Here is an 18,021-nt window from a genome sequence, read left to right as displayed (position 1 = left end):
AACAATCAAATGGCTGGCAAATTATAAAAATAACGCGACATTATCTTTTATCGACTTTAAAAGTGAAAAAACTAGTTCCAAGCAAACCATCACCATCTATTCCGTTCAAAACACCAATATAGGTACCTGTTAAGTCGGAAGTAAAAAAATCAAGCTTCGCCTTTGAATTTTCATCTAGCGCTATCTTCGGGTTCCAATATAGCGTGCTTCTAAAATCCGGCAAGGTATTTTTTAGCTCAAAATCGATGTCATAGTTCGGCGAATAAAATTCCCGCTGGCTTTGCAAGCCGTTATAATCTAATACCAAAGCATTGGGGCTAATATCGACGTTTGCTAAGGTTGTTTTATAACTTGATAAACTTATAATTCCATCAAATAGCGAAGACCCTAATTGGTATGACGCGGGTACAATCTCTAATTTTGCAATTTTTGTTGGATCTATTTGCATTACTTTATTCATATTAAAATAAGGTACACCGTCTAATAATACTAGCGGATTTCCCTGCAACGGAACATCATTTGCTAAAAGTCTAATTTGATAGCCGTTAGAAGTTTTTGAGACAAATGTTTCTTTAACAAATTCCCTAAAACTTTCTTCCATGGTATTAAAGCGCTCGTAATTATTGAACACATACGTATTGTATGCCTTGCCATAAAAATTAGTTGTATCTATAATTGTTGATGTTAAACCATTTAACTCTTGTTTAAAAAAATTTCCATAAACCTGAATCTGAAAACTGGCATCCTGTATTTTTTCTGCACTTAGCTTTTTAGTGTTTAGATAGTTATTTTCTGAAAGACTATATTGATTCGAAAACGGGGAATATAAGGAGATTTTCGCCGTGGTATCCATACTTTTGTTTACAACCACAATTTCGTTGGCATCATAAAAATCTTGGGTGTTAAACACAAACTTACCGATGGAATCACTAACAGTTTGATAAAACTGTAAACGTTTGCCGGGTACAGCCAAAAAAAGATCTTCATATTTTATAGGTGTACCATTTGGCTTAACTATATTACCAGTAATGATGTGCCCGCTATATTCTGGCAAGAATTTAAGTACAGGTTTCTTTTCTTTCAGATCATTAAAATTAAACCTGCGCCATCCCTGTGTAATTAGCAAATTATCAAGCGCTATGTTACTTTCTGTGCTATTTTGCAGATAAAATGCTGGAGATTGAACTCTGCCTTTTAAGGCCGAAGTTAGTATATTGCTCGAGATAATGTTTTCTAAACCCAACATCTCGTTTTCGTCGATTTTAGCAATTGATACTGAAAAATCAAAATTTTTAACTGGTTTATTGTGGGCAACACTAAAGTCTACACTAACTTTTTCCCGAAGGCCATAATTTAGTTTATCGCTTTTAACCTCTAATTTTAAATAGTTTTTAGGGTGTTTAAAATATAGTCGCTCGGCAATTGGGATACCGTTTTCATTGAAGAGCGTAATATTGGACACCCCTTCCGCCAGCTGATTTTGATTAAGCTTTAATGTAGCTTTGCCTCTTTCAAAAGCTAATTCCTTACTCAGTTGCACAGTTCCGCCATTGTGAATAACTAAATAGGATTTTGTAATTCCTAAATTATTGGCAACATTAATGTCTATTTCTGTTGCAGAGCCTTTTAAGGCGATGGTGTAACCTACTTTTTGAACAGTAGGAAACGATTTAACAGCGTAGTTTTTAGAAGAGTTAACCACAACTCGGTAAACCTCATTCTCTTTGGGAGTAAAACTAAACCTACCGATACCAAATTTAAAGGTGTCGAACTTGGCAATTGTATCATTTTTTTGGTTAACAATTGCTCCTTGAACATCCACGCCAAAGCCAAAATTATCAACGCATTTTATTCCCACTACCCCATTTAATCCTGCAACTAAGTTTCCACCTTCTGGAAAGAATTGCAAAATTAAATTACTGTTGGCAATTAATGGCTTTTCGGGAGCTAGGCTAGGGTTGATAAGGGTGATTGTCTTTTCATAATAAAAATTTTCACCATAATTCTTCATCCAATTGGTATAGGCTCTTAATTTGTATACACCACTTTTATAAAAACTGTTTACTAAGATTGAGCCGTTACCAGATCCGTTTTTCAACAAGATTTTTACCTGTTCTACCGGTGTATTTTCTTTATCAACAAGCTCGATGTAGCAAACTTTACTTAAATCCGCAGGTTTTCCATCAACATCATTTACGAGGTACGCCTTTAGCCAAAGTATCTCTCCACTGATATAATTTTCTTTATCGGTATGTAGAAATATCTTTTCCTGAAAATTATTCGCTTTATATTTGATAAAATCACTTTCAATTTCCTTCAAAAACTGACTCTTGCCCGCAAAAGCAAATGACATTAACAGTGCAGTAATAAAAAATCGGCTAAATATTTTCATGGTATGTTATTGCCAAAATGTAGGTTTTTTATTTGTACCTCTAAGCGTGCAGTCTACGCACGCTCTACTAGAGGCATATACTCCAGCTCCAAATTCTTCAATTGGAACATTAAACCCGCCACTAAAAGTTGTTCGGTAATCGGATCCTGACACCTCTACAACCAATAGAGGTTCTATGCAAACTCTGTCAGGTTCTACTCTAAAGTTTGGCACGTCTGCTTTATTTACGTATACTCTTTTAGTAGATACGGAGCCGGCACTTACGTAACCTATTACAGGCTCATTTGCATTATTTAGGTTACGAATATTTCCGGTAAGTTGTGATGGTTGTACATCGAAAATAGATCCTAAGCTCTCGGTATTTTTTTTCAGGTTCTGCCAAAACTCGTAAGCTTCTTTGCTTAAGGCATATTGTTTTACTAGAATGCTGTATCGCTCACCTAGCTTTTCGGAATTAGATGGAATATTGGTTATCGGTTGCTTAAAAATTACATCAGCACTCAGCTTTGCCGAAGAGCCCAAAATTATTTTGTTGGACTTTTCATTTCCCCAACATTGGTAAACGTAGTTGTCTGGCGTCCTAGATTGTAACGCGGTGCCATTCCAAAAAAGCACAGAATAAAATTTCGAGTAAAATATCCATGTTTCCTCATACTCCCAACGGTAATAACGTGTGTTATTACTAGCGTCTTTGGTATTAGCGAACAACTGCAATTCATCGGTTTTTACGTCCCAGCCTACCTGCTCTATTTCAGGACTAATTTTTACCTCAACATAGTCTGACACATAGATGCTACCATTAAGTGTTTTAATATTTAGGCGATATTTTTTTGTTGCGTTTAGATTTAACCCTGGTGAGGCGTAGGTTCCTTTTTGACTGCTTAACTCAACCAAAGGTAATAACTCATTTGATTCGCTTTCTATCGCAACTGTTGCACCAGTTTCGGGGTTACCGACATTCTTTTCTGCAACTACAACGGTTCTGCTAAGCTTGAATTTAGTTGAGTCGGAACCTGCATTAATTAAACCTTCTACCACCAACAAATTACTATTAAATGAAGTTACATTTGGTTCAAAGGAATCTTTACACGCAGCTAAAATAAGTATTGTAACGATGCATGAGAGAAAGATTAATCGATGTATATGACGCTTGATAATCATAATTAAAATTTAATATTATAACTAACGAATGGCATTATAGATGCAAATATCGACAGTTTAAATCCGTTAATAACACCATTATCATTGCTAAAATAAGTTGAATATGCATTTTTTCTACCCGTTATGTTATACAATCCGAAAGTAAACGAATTATGAAATGTTTGATTTATTTTGTGGTTGCCTTCAATGTTAAATGCTATATCGGTTCTGAAGTAATCTGGTATTCTATAGGCGTTCCTATCAGAATAATAAACCCGCTCACTACCACCATACACGTATTTCGCTATTGGTAAGGTTATTGGCCTACCTGTACTGTAGGTAACGTTCAACGATAGGCTGTATCTTCTTTTGAAAGCGTAATTACCCGTAAAATTAAATGAATGAGGTTTGTCATGATTTGCCGGATAATATTCACCGTCATTAATTGGAGAATCGTTTAAAGGATCGTCCATCTTCAGCATTGTTCTAGAAAATGCATAACTCATCCAGCCGGTAAGTTTACCTGCATTTTTCTTCACAAAAAACTCTATTCCGTATGCTTTACCACGTGTACCTAACACATCGGTTTCTATATGCTGATTCATTACCAAGCTTGCACCACTTTTGTAATCTAGATAGTCTTTCAACTGTTTGTAATAGCCCTCAACCGACAGTTCTACCGACTGCGAAGCTAAATTTTTATAAAGGCCTAGTGATAGCTGATTTCCTTGCTGGGGTTTAATAGTTGGATCACTTAATTTGTAGATATCTGTCGGAGCGATTGCAGTTGTATTGGAGAGCAAATGGATATATTGTCTTAATGTATTAAAAGATGCTTTTATAGAAAAATCATTCGCCAAGAGATACCTTGCAGCCAATCTAAATTCTGGTGCGTGATAGGTATTAACTACTTTATTTTTTCCGAAACTTTTTTCGCCGATAACATTATCATCATTTATCGGCAAATTTGGTGCATACTCCCTCACTGTTTGAGGACCCAGGTAGTTATAAACTGAATACCTAACACCCATATTTACAGAAAATTTATCATTAATGGCAATTTCGTCTCCCAAGTAGATTGCACTTTCAAGCGCTTGTTCGTCGGGCACAACATCGCTAATCACCAAAGATTCTGAACCAAATGGTTTAAATTCGCCAGGGCTCAGGTTGTAATTTATGGCAGATAGTCCAAATTTAAGTGTATGCGTATTGTTCAGTCCATAAACAAAATCAGTTTTGAAATTTTTCTGTTTAATATCAAACTTCAGTTTATAAGCATTCACAGGATTTACATCGCTCGAAATATCATAATTATAAAGATCTGTACCGAGTGTAACGTCCATATTTAACTTTTCGCTAAAGTTGTGTTTCCATTTTATAGATGCATTTTTATTGCTGTAGCTGTAACTAGTGTCGCTATTTAACTTAAATTCATCTTTACTGTAATATCCATTTATGATAAGCTGATTATTCTTATTAAACTGATGGCTAATGCCTAAATTAAAATCATAGAATGATGCTGCACTATTTTCGTATTCTTCTGGAAGTAATTTAAGCAACCAATCTGCGTAGGTTCCTCTAGCACCAACTATAAACGAAGTTTTGTCTTTAACAATTGGTCCCTCCAAGCTAACTCTACTGGTAATAATTCCGATTCCGGCTGATCCAGAAAGTTTATCCTTGTTCCCTTCTCTGTTGTTTACTTCCAAGACAGAAGACAAACGTCCACCAAACTTCTCGGGGATGGTACTTTTATAGAGTTGCACATCTTTTACCAAATCTGGGTTAAACGCAGAAAAGAAGCCAAAGAAGTGGGAAGGGTTGTATATTGTTGCATCATTAAGCAAAATCAAATTCTGATCTGTTGAACCGCCCCTTACATTAAACCCTGTACTGGCTTCGCCAACAGATTGCACCCCTGGCAAGGTTAGTACAGCCCTAAGTACATCTGGCTCTCCAAAAAGTGCTGGTATTTTCTTTAGCGCTTTTAAATCTATTTTATTGGTGCCCATCTCAGTGCTTTTTACAACTGATGCCTTGTTTGCTAAGATATTGATTTCTTTCAGTGTCAGTATTCTTTCCTTAACTTCAAAGTTTAATCTTCCGCTCGAGTGCACCAGCAAAGTCCTTGTAGTTAAATCCTTACCGGGCGCCGTAATGATAATATTTGTTTTTCCCGCTGGAAGAACGATTGAATAATAGCCGAGTTGGTTTGAGTTGGCACTTACATTACCGTTTGAAGATAAAATTTTAGCACCAGCTATTACATTACCTGTTGTAGCTTCTCGCACATAGCCATCAACAGTAATTTTGTCTCTCGCCCTACCCGACTTGATTCCGATTTCATAGAGCTTATTAGGTGTAGTTGCATTTAAATTTTTTCTATCGTCAACAATAGTTATAAAACTGGCAACATCTTCAACAGTCTTATTATCTTCATAAAATTCCTCCGCAATTGCTGTACCTAAAGGCTCACCGAGAGTTAGATAAACAGCATTCTTGTAAATAGTGTACTTAATATTCGTTCCTTCGAAAATATTTTTAAGCGCCAAATTAAATGGCTGGTCATCAATTTTTTTAGTAATATAAATTGTATCTAAAACCTCTGTTTTATAATAAAATTTAAGTTGTGTTTTTATCGATAAAGATTTAGCAACTTCAGTAGCAGATGTCCGCGTAAAATTTACGTCTATTTTTGTTTCTTGCGCAGAAACATAAGCAATCGACACGCAGAAAAAAATAAAGGCTAAAAATAAACTTCTCATAAAATTAAACGCTCATAGTACTTTACCACTTCCACTGTAAACTTTTCAGGATCTTGTTTAAATTTTAAACCGTTTTCTCTTACGTATTGAATAACTTCTTTCTTTTTATTTGAAAAAATGTTTAGCAAAGAAGACTCATTGCTAACTTCATGCAAGTTATTATTCATTTCCACATACAATAGCTTTTTTGGATTGAAATAATATGGTGTTTCCTTATTTAAGGAGAACTTGAGCTCACGACGGTGTTTGACATAGACGCCTAACTTTCCCTTGTACTTCACTTCAAAAAATCCAGACACATTCTTTTTATCTAAAACGATAGATTCAAGATTAATAAAAGAATGCGAGCCCATTCTAAATTGATCTATTTTTTCCGAAACTATGCTAAAAGCACCAGTATTTGTTACGGAAACCAATTTATCAATATACAAATCATACATTAATGGAATTTCAATGTAGGTTAAACCTTCATAAACTAACGTTCCGTTGACAAACGTGCTATCCCCAAATACAGCAGATCCTCCAACATTTGTACCGTAGCTATAATAAGTTTCGCCATTAACAAATCTTACATTTTCGTTAAGCGAAACCCTGTAGAATGACAATGCATTGTTGTATGAAAGCTTTGCTAAAGAATCTCTATCAAGATTTTGAGCGAATAGAAAATTCCATCCTGACGAGAGGATTACTGTTAAAGTAATTATTGATTTTTTTGTGAGCATAATTTATATACAAGTTATAGTTTATTTTTAATAAAACAATACAATAAATCAATGCAACCGATTGTATTTTGTAAATTTTAAGTTTACTTTAGCAGCATAACCTTATTTGTAATGAACAAGAAATTGGCAATAGTAACTGGCGGTGCAACCGGACTGGGATTAGCAATAACAGAGAAGCTCTCTAGCAACAACATACATGTTGTGATGATAGGCAGAAATGAAGAAAAACTCAAAGAAGCCACTGAATCTTTTGAAGAAAACTGCAGTTACAAAGTTTTTGATTTAAAAAATCTGAAGGAAATTCCTACATTGATATCAGAAATAGAAAATGAGTACGGAAATATTGACATCCTTGTAAATAATGCTGGCATCAACCAAAAAAAGCCTTTTATAGAAGTTACAGATGAAGAGTTTGATAATATTATACAGACCAATCTATCGGCAGTGTTTGCCATTAGCAGAGAAGTGGTAAAAAAAATGCTTCCCACACATAGTGGATGTATAATAAATATAAGTTCAATGGCAGCGCAATATGGCATTCCAAAGGTTATCGCCTACTCTGCAGCAAAAACGGGAATAGAGGGAATGACACGAGCAATGGCTACAGAATTATCACCTTTGGGCATACGTGTTAATTGCGTTGCACCGGGTTTTATCAAAACGGCAATGTCTGCAAAAGCCTTAAATGCAGATCCCGAGAGAAAAAACAAGGTTTTCTCCAGAACGCCAATGGGCAAAATGGGCGAGCCGGCGGATGTTGCAGAAGCAGTATATTTCTTCTGCTCAAATAGCGCAAAATATGTTACAGGTGTTGTTATGCCTGTAGATGGCGGTAATTCAATAGGTTTCTAAAATTTAATTAGCATTAACATGAAAATGATTCAAACAATGCGATGGTATGGCCCGGAAGACATTGTAAGCTTAGCAGATATTTTACAAGCAGGCTGTACGGGAGTAGTAACAGCGTTGCATCATATCCCTGTTGGCCAGGTTTGGACCATAGAGGAAATTAAAAAAAGGAAGCAAGAAGTTGAAAAGCATAATATGACTTGGAGTGTGGTAGAGAGTTTACCAGTACACGAGGACATAAAAAAACGAAATGGCGACTATAAACTTTACATATCCAATTATGTCGAGAGTTTAAAAAACCTTTCGCAGTGCGATGTAAAAGTAATTACTTACAATTTTATGCCGGTATTAGATTGGATGAGAACCAATTTAAAGTATAAAACCGATACAGGCGCATTAGCGTTAAGATTTGAGAAAAAAGCTTTTATCGCATTCGATTTATTCATTCTAAAAAGACCTAACGCCCAGGATGATTACACCGCTCAAGAAATAGAAAAAGCAACTAATCATTTTGAAAAGCTTAGTGAACAGGAAATAGCAGAGCTGAAAAACAGTTGCCTACAGGGCTTGCCGGGCAGTAAGGATATGTTTAAGCCTGAACAAGTATTGGCATTATTGGATAGTTACAAAGGCATAACTCCTGAAATTTTGAGACATAACCTTTGCAAATTCTTAGAAGAGATTACCCCCGTTACAGATGCACTAGAGATGCAGTTGGCCATACATCCAGATGATCCGCCGTATCCAATTTTAGGCTTACCAAGAATTATGAGTACGGAAGCAGATGCAAATTACATTGCCAAAAAGGTACCTGCAAAGTCTAATGGTTTTTGTTTCTGCAGTGGTTCATTTGGCGCAAGACCAGATAATGACCTACCAGGGATGATTAATCGCCTAGGTTCTCGCATTTTCTTTTTGCACCTGAGGAGCACACAGAGAGATGATGAAGGGAATTTTTACGAGGCCAATCATTTAGAGGGGAACGCAAACATGTATGCTTTGGTTAGAGAAGCCATTTTACTAATGCGTAAGGAAGGAAGACAAATTCCTATGAGGCCGGACCACGGACATCAAATGTTAGACGATTTAGATAAAAACCCTTACCCAGGTTATTCTGCTATTGGCAGTTTAAAAGGGCTGGCAGAACTAAGGGGACTTGAATTGGGAATTGGCCAATCGATTTAGACAGTCTTTAAATAAAACACACACCTAAAAGCCTATCAATAGATAGGCTTTTTTTACGAAGTTATTTGTTACTACATCAAAATCTAGTAAAATTTATATCGACGTAATGCAATCGGTATAAATACCTATTAACCTTTATTTTAGGTAAAATGAATAAAAAAATAAATTTTTATGCAATCGGTTGCAAATTGAATTTTTAATTTCTACTTTTATATTAACCAAATATACTTAAGCAAATTTCGCCACTCTTGAAAGCGAACAAAACTTAAGGTTATTTAGAAAGCAGTTAAAAACATTGCGACTTAAATTAAACCTTGTATGAAAAAACCTAGACAAAAAACTTTTGTTAAATGGCTAGTCCTATCTTTATTTTTGATAGGCTTAACCCCAACCCTACTTTTTGCCCAAAATGCCTTGAAGGGTAAAGTTGTAGACGAAAAAAATCTTCCCTTACCTGGTGCTGGCGTTAAGCTTACTACTTCTGGCAGAGTAACCGTAACAGACAACGAGGGAAATTTCAGTATCAATACTACTGAAAATGACAAAACCTTTATTGTATCTTTTATCGGATACCCATCTCAAGAGATAACTATTAAACCGGGAGTGAGCACTTATAATGTTAACTTAACTCCAGACTCAAAAAACCTTAATGAAGTTGTAGTTATCGGTTATGGCACGCAAAAAAGACGAGATGTTACCGGTTCGGTTGTTTCTTTAAGCGGATCAGCTATTAAGGAAGTGCCCGCAGCAAACATTCAGCAAGCTTTGCAAGGACGAATGGCTGGTGTGGAAGTACAATCGGTTGGTACAAGACCGGGAGCTGGCGCTCAAATACGTATTCGTGGAGAACGTTCAATCAACGCTTCCAACGATCCATTATTTGTGGTAGACGGAATTCCTTACGGCGGCACTTTAAACGACATCAACCCTGATGATATAGCTAGTTTAGATGTTTTAAAAGATGCTTCGGCTACTGCTATTTACGGATCTAGAGGTGCAAACGGTGTAGTTTTAATTACTACTAAACGTGGTATCGCAGGAGACACTCGGGTTTCTTTCAATAGTTATTATGGCATAAGTCAGATTACCAAAAAATATAACGTATATGATGCAGACCAATATCGTGCACTGCGTGACTATTCGGTATACGCCCAGGATTATCTTGCTGATGAAAAACAAGGTATTGCGGAAAACCGAAATACAGATTGGCAAGATTTAATGTATAAAGACGGCTACATTACCGACAACAACATTAGCGTATCTGGTGGTAACGAACAAGGCCAATTCTCTGTTGGTGGTGGTTTTTTTAAACAAACATCGGTTTTACCAAGCCAAGATTTTACCCGTGGTTCGTTCAAAGCAACTGGCGATTTCAAAATAGGCAAGCGTGTTAAAGTTGGTTTTAACAACCTAACAAACTACAGCATAACTAACGGATCACAGTTTGGATTAAACGTTTTTCCATTGTTAACCCTTAGCCCTTTAAGCTCTCCTTACTTAGATGGAGTTGTAAATAAAAAACCTGCAGGCAATCTTGATGACTTAAATACAACTTACAGCCCGTTATTACTAAATACCAACAATAACCAATGGACAGATAGAGTTCGTCGTTTCCGTACGTTTAATAGTTTATACGGCGAAGTACAGATTATAGAAGGATTAAAATACCGTTTAAATGCAGGTTTAGATTTTAACCAAGAAGAAGGTGCACAGTTTAGAGGTACAGATAGTTATTTTAGACCAGCCTTAGGCAATACTGCAGCGGTAAACAATGGTACAGGAACAAAATATTCGTTAGATAACTTATTAACTTACGATAAAACTTTTGCAACAAAACACCGCGTTTCTGTTACTGCGTTATTCGGTTTCGAACGTGAGCAATACCATAATACAACGGTTAGTAAAGACTCTATTACTGCAGACTTTGTACAATGGTACAATTTAGGCCAGTCTTCTGTTGGGCCGGTTGCCATTTTAGGTGGAAGCGAGTCTTCAGCTACTTTAATATCAATGATGTTGAGAGCTAACTATGTGTTTGATGATAAATACATGATTACGTTAACCGGTCGCCGCGATGGATCATCTAGATTAGGCGACGGAAATAAGTGGAAACAATATCCTGCAGTTTCGGCAGGCTGGAGCATTAGCAACGAATCGTTTATGCAAGACCAAAAAATTGTTTCGAACTTAAAACTACGTGCTGGTTTTGGTGTAACGTCAAATCAAGCAGTTCCTGCTTACAGTACATTGGGTGGCGTTGCATCAAATGGTGTGAGGTATAACTATGGGCCATCATCTCAAATAGGTTATTACGTAACTAAAATTGTAGATCCAAAATTAGATTGGGAATATACCAGAACAACAAATATTGGTTTAGATTTCGGCGTGTTAAATAATCGCATTACAGGTAGTGTAGATTGGTACACAGCCAAAACAGATAAGTTATTGTATGGTGTACCGCTACCTCCAACATCAGGCATAAGCGAACCTTATTTAACTAATATCGGAAACGTAACCAATAAAGGTTTAGAGGTGGCTTTATCGAGCCAAAACATAGTTTCTGAAGGTGGTTTTACTTGGGGAACAGATTTGAACTTCTATTTTAACAGAAACAAATTAGTTGCTTTAAATGGCGATATTAAACAAGTAACCAACGCTCAATTATTCGTAGGTCAGCCGTTAACAGCGATATTCGATTATAAAAAATTAGGAATTTGGCAGCTAGATGAGGCGGCACAAGCTGCACAGTACGGCTTTGTACCTGGTCAAATTAAGTTAGAAGACCACAACGGAGATGGAAAATTAACCGTGGATGACAAACATGTTATTGGAAATGCACAGGCAAAACTTCAAGGTGGTATAACAAATCGCTTTAGCTATAAAGGTTTCGATTTCTCGTTTGTTGTTTACGCTCGTTTTGGAGGTACACTGATTAGTCAAATACACCAACCTTTGGCAGGTTATTTAACCATTAACGACGGAAGAAGAAATCAATTAGCGGTAGATTATTGGACTCCTACTAATCCAACTAACGCATTTCCTTCGCCAAACGTAGCTGGTGGTTTAATCACTTCGGCCTTAACCAGCGATGCTTGGTCTACACTAGGTTATTACGATGCAAGTTTTGTTAGGGTTAGGAGTATAAACTTCGGTTATTCTTTTAGCAACACTTTAGCAAAAAAACTAGGTGCGCAAAAATTTAAAGTGTATGTAGCAGCACAGAACCCTTTCTTACTTTACTCTCCTTATGTAAGAGCTGGCGGACTTGACCCAGAAGCTACAGGAACTGGTAACCAAGGTGTATCAAACCCTGGAAATATCTCTAATAGAGCTTTAACCATTGGAGCTACAATACCGCCTACAAGATCTTTCTTGGCAGGTTTAAATGTTACATTTTAAACGTATTTAAAGATATCAAATATGAAAACAAAATATTTTATACTAGCGGTGCTTACTGTCTTTACCGCATTAGCGGGATGTAAGAAAGCCTTAGAAGAAACGCCATATACAACCTTCACAACAGATTATTTTAAGTCGCCCGAAGGCTTACAATCTGCCATTACCTCTGTGTATGCTGGCATGAGATTTAATTATGGTCCGATAGGTGCTACATTACTAGCAAATATGGGTACCGACGAGTTTAGTTTCGGCGACCAAGGCAACTCAGGTCAAACGTTAGAGCTAGGTACTTATCAAATTCCTCCTACTAACGGATCTATTTTAACACCTTGGAACAGAAATTACTCAAATATCAATCTTTGTAACGCAATTTTGAAATTTGCGCCAGACGTTGCCATGAGCGATGCAGCAAGAAATGTGATTATGGGCGAGGCAAGATACCTTCGAGCACATTATTACCTTTTACTGGTAGAGCAGTTTGGAGCAGTTCCATTAGATTTAGGTTCTGGCGATTTAGTATTTACTGACGTAGCCTACTACGGTTTTAATCGCCTACCAACCAATGATGTGTTAAAGAAAAATTATGCATCTATGATTAGCGATTTGACGTTTGCCAGCCAAAACCTTCCGGTTACCAGACCTGCAGGAGCTTTTAGATTATCTCAATCTGCAGCCTTGCATTTGTTATCGAAAGTTTATTTGTATCGCGGTTATTCTGATGCTAAAGAATCTACAGACTTTAACAATGCCTATAAAACGGCTATGGAATTAATTAACAACAAAGCAAAATACGGAACAGATTTATTGCCAGATTATAGCCTAATACACAAACAAGGAAACGACTATAATAGAGAAGTTTTATATTCGGTAGAACGTTTACCACTAAACAACGTAAACAACGAGGTACTTAGCCCAGGAACAGAGTTTGCTGGAAAAGCAAATATCTCTGGCAACTTATTTACCTCGAACTACCAAAATGCCGCGGTTGTTGGGGGCGTTTCTCTAATAGACGATCGTCCTTTACAGTATAACAGGCCGTTAAGGCAATTAGCCCCTACTGCATTTGTTTACAATACTGTTTTTGCTGATAAAACCAACGATGCCCGTTTCGACTGCAGTTTTAGGGTAATGTGGAAAGTGGCTACGCTACGTACTGGAGCAGAACTAGAAACCTTTAAAACCAGACTAGCATCAGTGGGTTTTGCGCTTGGCGATACCGCGATTTATTTGGCCCCTACAAATGCAAGAGCTGCACAACTAAGGGCAATGGGCAAAAAATATAAGGTTATTGGCCCGTCTGAGTATTACAGCAATCAAAACAAAACGAATTTGATTTATCCAAGTTTGAAAAAATATGATGATAGCGTTCGTAATAATTTCCAAGACGTTTCTGGCAGGCCATACATCGTTGCCAAATTGTCTGAGGTTTATTTAATTGCAGCAGAAGCTGCTTTACAAGACAACCGCGTGGCAGATGCAGTTCCTTTAATAAACGCATTAAGAGAACGTGCCGCGTTTAGATCTGGCTTAAACGCAACAGAACTAGCTGCAAGAAAAGAAATTATGAAAGTAACTGCTGGCCAAATTACTTTAGATTTTATACTTGATGAAAGAATTAGAGAGTTATGCGGAGAGGGCTTACGTTGGCCAGATTTAGCAGTTAGGAAAAAACTGGTTGAGCGTGTTAAAGCTTACAACCCAGATGGAGCTCCTAATGTTAAGGACTTCCACAACTTGCGCCCTATTCCACAAGATCAGATCAATAGTGTTGTAGATCCTGCCGGAGACCCGAACAGAAATAAATATCAAAACCCAGGTTATTATTAATCGATAATTAAAAACAAAAAATGATTTAAAAATATTATACTGATGAAAAGAAAATTAATTATTCCTGGTTTATTGTTATTCGCAGTAACAGGAATGTATTCTTGTAAAGAAGAAGCCATGTTTAATGGTGGCGATAGCTTGGCAAACGCACAATTTACAGATACGGTTGGCTCACTAAAATCTTTTGTAAATTTTCCTATCGGATTAGCGGTAGAATATCCACTATCATCTACCAACAGCAAATATTGGTCTATCGTTAAAAGAGAGTCTACTTGGGTTACATTTGGTAACGAACTAAAAAATAGTTCTCTTGTAAAAGCCGATGGAACCTATGATTTTACGACGGCTGATAATTTTTACAATCTGGCTACAGCCGCCGGTTTAAAAGTTTTTGGGCATACTTTAGTTTGGCATACGCAACAGCGAGCTACATATTACAATAATTTAATCGGCGCCACAGGCAATACCAGTGCCCCAACTAATCTATTAACAACAGGAACTGTAAATGGAAATCCTGGTTTTGAAGATGGTACTGGAAACGTATTTACTAATTGGTCTACTTTTAATGGTGCCGCATCTTTCTCTGCCGCAACCGGAGCCGACGTAAGATCAGGAGCAAGAGCTTTAAAAGCCACCGTTACGGCCGACAATCCTGGAGGAGAATGGAGGGTTCAGATTGCCAGCGCCTTGTTCCCGACAGAAGTTGGAAAAAACTACAAGGTTACTTATTGGGTTAAGGCTGCTAATCCTGGAACGGCAGCAATTAGATTATCTACGCAAAATAGCGCTGGTCAAAATGCTTCGTACCAAGGTAACCAAAACGTAAGCACCAGTTATGTGATGCAAGAATTTACTTTTGCCGCAAAAGATGCGCAAACAAGAATTTTATTGGATTTAGGCGCAAAAGCAAATACCTATTTTTTCGATGATATTACTATTGCCGATGCGTCGATCGTTCCACCGCCAACTGGACCTGCTTTGGTTGCAATTGTAGATAATGCAATGAAAAAGCACATTCAAACGGTTGTAGCTAAATACGCCGGGAAAATTACAGCTTGGGATGTGATTAACGAGCCGTTTAGTGATGGTGCCGAATTGAGAAACAATGTAAATACGCCAGTACCAACTGGAAGAACCGACGTATTTGTGTGGCAAAATTATCTGGGTAGAGACTATGCAAGTAAGGCATTTATTTATGCTAGAGCGATGGATGCGAATGCCGATTTGTACATGAACGACTACAATTTGGAAGCCAGCTCTGCAAAGCTAGATGCCTTTGTAACCTTAGCTAAAGAATTAAAGGCTGCAAATACCGGGATAACAGGTGTGGGTACTCAAATGCATTGCAACGTTAATACATCATATGCTCAAATTGACAATATGTTCATCAAATTAGCGGCAACTGGATTAAAAGTGAGGGTTTCGGAACTTGATGTAAGATTGAATCCACTTGAAAAAACCGGAAATGTTGCTGGCTCTTCAGCCTTACAGAATTTGCAGGCTGCAATGTACAAATACGTAGTTCAATCTTATTTAAAACATGTTCCGGCAGCACAAAGAGGTGGTCTATTAGTTTGGGGAGTTAGCGATTCGGACAGTTGGATCACCGTTATGGGCAAAAATGATGCTCCATTATTATTTGACAATTCTTACGTTAAAAAACCTGCGTTTGGTGGAATAGCACAAGGACTTAAAACACAATAACCAACTAAATAACTGCTCCAAAAAAAAGCTTCAGTCTTTAACTAGATTGAAGCTTTTTTTTGAAATATATTCTTTGGCATTAACAAGATAAAAATACGGTTACCTCTTCACCAGAGTCTATTTTACACGCGCTTCAAATGGAGAAGCTGGCAAATTTTCTTTATTGTACAAGTTTGCTTTAGCTGGATTATCAGCCCATGCGTAACGTACATACAATGGACTAGCTATTTCATCGGCCCAAACTAAAACTTTGTTATTAGTGATTTTTGCTTTTGCCCAAACAAACTTTCTATCGGCACCAGCAACTTCAAAATAGTTCAAACTTTTATCGCCTTTGGCCATTAACCCACCACCCACATTTGAAAAACTGACTTCTAGTCTATTACCATTCTTTGCCAAAATTTTAAATATTGGCCCGCTACTAACCAGAGCCTCACTGCCATACACTAAAGATTGCGCTTGTAATGCGAGTCTTTTGCCTATATCTTGCTTATTTAAAGGGTGAATATCGTTCCTTTCGCCTAAATCGATTGCTACCGCCATTCGGGTATTTGGAACGGCTAAAAGATTGAGCTGTTGCTGGCGCAAACTAGCCCAATTGCTTTCTGTAGGCTCACTTTTTTCATTCATAAATCCCGGCAATTGAACATATAAAAATGGAAAATCTCCTTGTCCCCATTGTTTTCTCCAATCGGCCACCAAAGTTTCCATCAAAGACTTGTACTCTTCTGGTTTAGAAGTATTTGATTCTCCCTGGTACCATAGCGCACCTTTAATAACATAATTGCTTAACGGATTTATCATAGCGTTATACAAACCAACGGCTTTCCACCTAACAAAAGTTTGCGACGGTGAAGGCTCCATCTTTGCACCGAGCTTATACTTCCACTTACCTTTTAAATCGATAATTTCATTACCAACTATCAGCTGGTAATCTTTATCAATTACAAAACCTCCATCCCCAGAATTATTGACCACTCTTACAACGATGGTGTTTTTACCTTCTTTCAAAATTCCTTCGTTGAACAAATACCTTCTTGGCGGATATTGATAACTTGTAGTGCCAACAAACTTGCCATTTATAAAAACAGAGTCAGCATCAACTATTCTTCCTAACAATAGCTTTACAGATTTGCCGACCATACTTTTCGGCACGTTGATTTCTTTTCTAAACCAAATAACGCCATTCAGCTTTCCCAATTCACCGTTTGCCCAGTAACCAGGCACATTCATCTCTGCCCAATTGCTATCATCCAAGTCAGATTTCCAGTTATTCTTTAAACCTTCATCTTTAATATTTAAGTTTTTATACCAAGCGTTTGAAGCTGCCTGGTCTTTAGTTTCTATCGATTTTATTAATTGATCATCCTTGAAGCTCTCCACTTCTGCCTTATAAGCCGGAAATTTTTGAATCGCACTTTCGCTTATCCATGCTTGTGCCGGCGAACCGCCTAAAGCTGTGTTAATTATTCCGATTGGAACATGATTTTTCTCGTAAATATCCAAAGCGAAAAAATAGGCAACTGCAGAAAAGTCTAATACATTTTTAGGACTTGCACTTAACCAAGAACCAGTTGAAAAATCCTTTCTCGCTTCTTTAAAATCATATTCATCTGGCACCAAAAACTGCCTAATTTGAGTATTGTTAGCATTTGAGATGACTTCCGGATATTTGTCGACGAGCCTTCCAAGAGGTAATTCCATATTAGACTGTCCACTACAAACCCACACATCGCCAAACAATACATTTTCTAAGCTGATTTTGTTAGATGCTGTGAGCAGAATTTTGTACGGGCCACCTGCTTTTTGAGCTGGTAGCTTAATTTGCCAATCGCCCTTTTTATCTGCTATAGTTGTATAAACAACACCTTTAAAACTAAGCTTAATTTTTTCATTAGGAGATGCCCAACCCCAAATTTTCGCTGAAGCATCTCTTTGCAGAATCATTCCACTGCTTACTAGTTTTGGCAATTTTATTTGTGCGAATCCAGCAAAGCCGACAAAAATTAAACCCGCAATTAAAAACCTCTTTTTCATA

At 37.2% G+C, this 18,021-nt stretch carries 10 protein-coding genes; 5 read left to right on the top strand and 5 right to left on the bottom strand.

Going from position 1 to position 18,021, the window contains the following annotated elements; all coding sequences use genetic code 11:
• Positions 1 to 40: 40 nt before the first annotated feature.
• Genes DUT69_RS04440 through DUT69_RS04425 form a run of 4 tightly spaced genes read right to left on the bottom strand, consistent with a single transcriptional unit; the run spans position 41 to position 7,019 of the window.
• A complete protein-coding gene (locus DUT69_RS04440) occupies positions 41 to 2,392 on the bottom strand; it encodes a hypothetical protein (RefSeq protein ID WP_113651905.1) in 2,352 nt (783 codons plus the stop codon).
• Between the two features lie 6 nt (positions 2,393 to 2,398).
• Entirely contained in the window at positions 2,399 to 3,553 is a 1,155-nt protein-coding gene (locus DUT69_RS04435; RefSeq protein WP_113651904.1) for a DUF4249 domain-containing protein, read from the bottom strand.
• Positions 3,554 to 3,555: 2 nt separating this feature from the next.
• Positions 3,556 to 6,297: a TonB-dependent receptor gene (locus tag DUT69_RS04430; protein ID WP_113651903.1), complete on the bottom strand. Its 2,742-nt coding sequence runs from the start codon at positions 6,295 to 6,297 to the stop codon at positions 3,556 to 3,558.
• Positions 6,294 to 7,019: a hypothetical protein gene (locus tag DUT69_RS04425; protein ID WP_113651902.1), complete on the bottom strand. Its 726-nt coding sequence runs from the start codon at positions 7,017 to 7,019 to the stop codon at positions 6,294 to 6,296. Before DUT69_RS04425 ends, DUT69_RS04430 begins: the two co-directional genes overlap by 4 nt.
• Positions 7,020 to 7,130: 111 nt before the next feature.
• Here DUT69_RS04425 and DUT69_RS04420 point away from each other — a divergent pair, with 111 nt between their 5' ends.
• From DUT69_RS04420 to DUT69_RS04400, 5 genes are all read left to right on the top strand, one after another.
• Positions 7,131 to 7,871, top strand: a complete 741-nt coding sequence (locus tag DUT69_RS04420) for an SDR family NAD(P)-dependent oxidoreductase (RefSeq protein WP_113651901.1) — start codon at positions 7,131 to 7,133, stop codon at positions 7,869 to 7,871.
• A gap of 18 nt (positions 7,872 to 7,889) precedes the next feature.
• A complete protein-coding gene (uxuA, locus tag DUT69_RS04415; protein WP_113651900.1) occupies positions 7,890 to 9,053 on the top strand; it encodes a mannonate dehydratase in 1,164 nt (387 codons plus the stop codon).
• A gap of 318 nt (positions 9,054 to 9,371) precedes the next feature.
• A complete protein-coding gene (locus DUT69_RS04410; protein WP_113651899.1) occupies positions 9,372 to 12,452 on the top strand; it encodes a SusC/RagA family TonB-linked outer membrane protein in 3,081 nt (1,026 codons plus the stop codon).
• A gap of 21 nt (positions 12,453 to 12,473) precedes the next feature.
• Complete coding sequence (locus DUT69_RS04405; protein WP_113651898.1) at positions 12,474 to 14,279, top strand: RagB/SusD family nutrient uptake outer membrane protein; 1,806 nt, start codon at positions 12,474 to 12,476, stop codon at positions 14,277 to 14,279.
• A 42-nt stretch (positions 14,280 to 14,321) separates the two neighbouring features.
• Positions 14,322 to 15,983: an endo-1,4-beta-xylanase gene (locus tag DUT69_RS04400; RefSeq protein ID WP_113651897.1), complete on the top strand. Its 1,662-nt coding sequence runs from the start codon at positions 14,322 to 14,324 to the stop codon at positions 15,981 to 15,983.
• A 117-nt stretch (positions 15,984 to 16,100) separates the two neighbouring features.
• Here DUT69_RS04400 and DUT69_RS04395 read toward each other — a convergent pair whose 3' ends face one another.
• Complete coding sequence (locus DUT69_RS04395) at positions 16,101 to 18,020, bottom strand: sialate O-acetylesterase (protein WP_113651896.1); 1,920 nt, start codon at positions 18,018 to 18,020, stop codon at positions 16,101 to 16,103.
• Between the last annotated feature and the right edge of the window lies 1 nt (position 18,021).

The sequence above is a fragment of the Pedobacter namyangjuensis genome (assembly GCF_003313325.1).
GTDB lineage: Bacteria > Bacteroidota > Bacteroidia > Sphingobacteriales > Sphingobacteriaceae > Pedobacter > Pedobacter namyangjuensis.
Note: the sequence above shows the minus strand (reverse complement) of the source record. Positions and strands in the feature narration are given on the sequence as shown.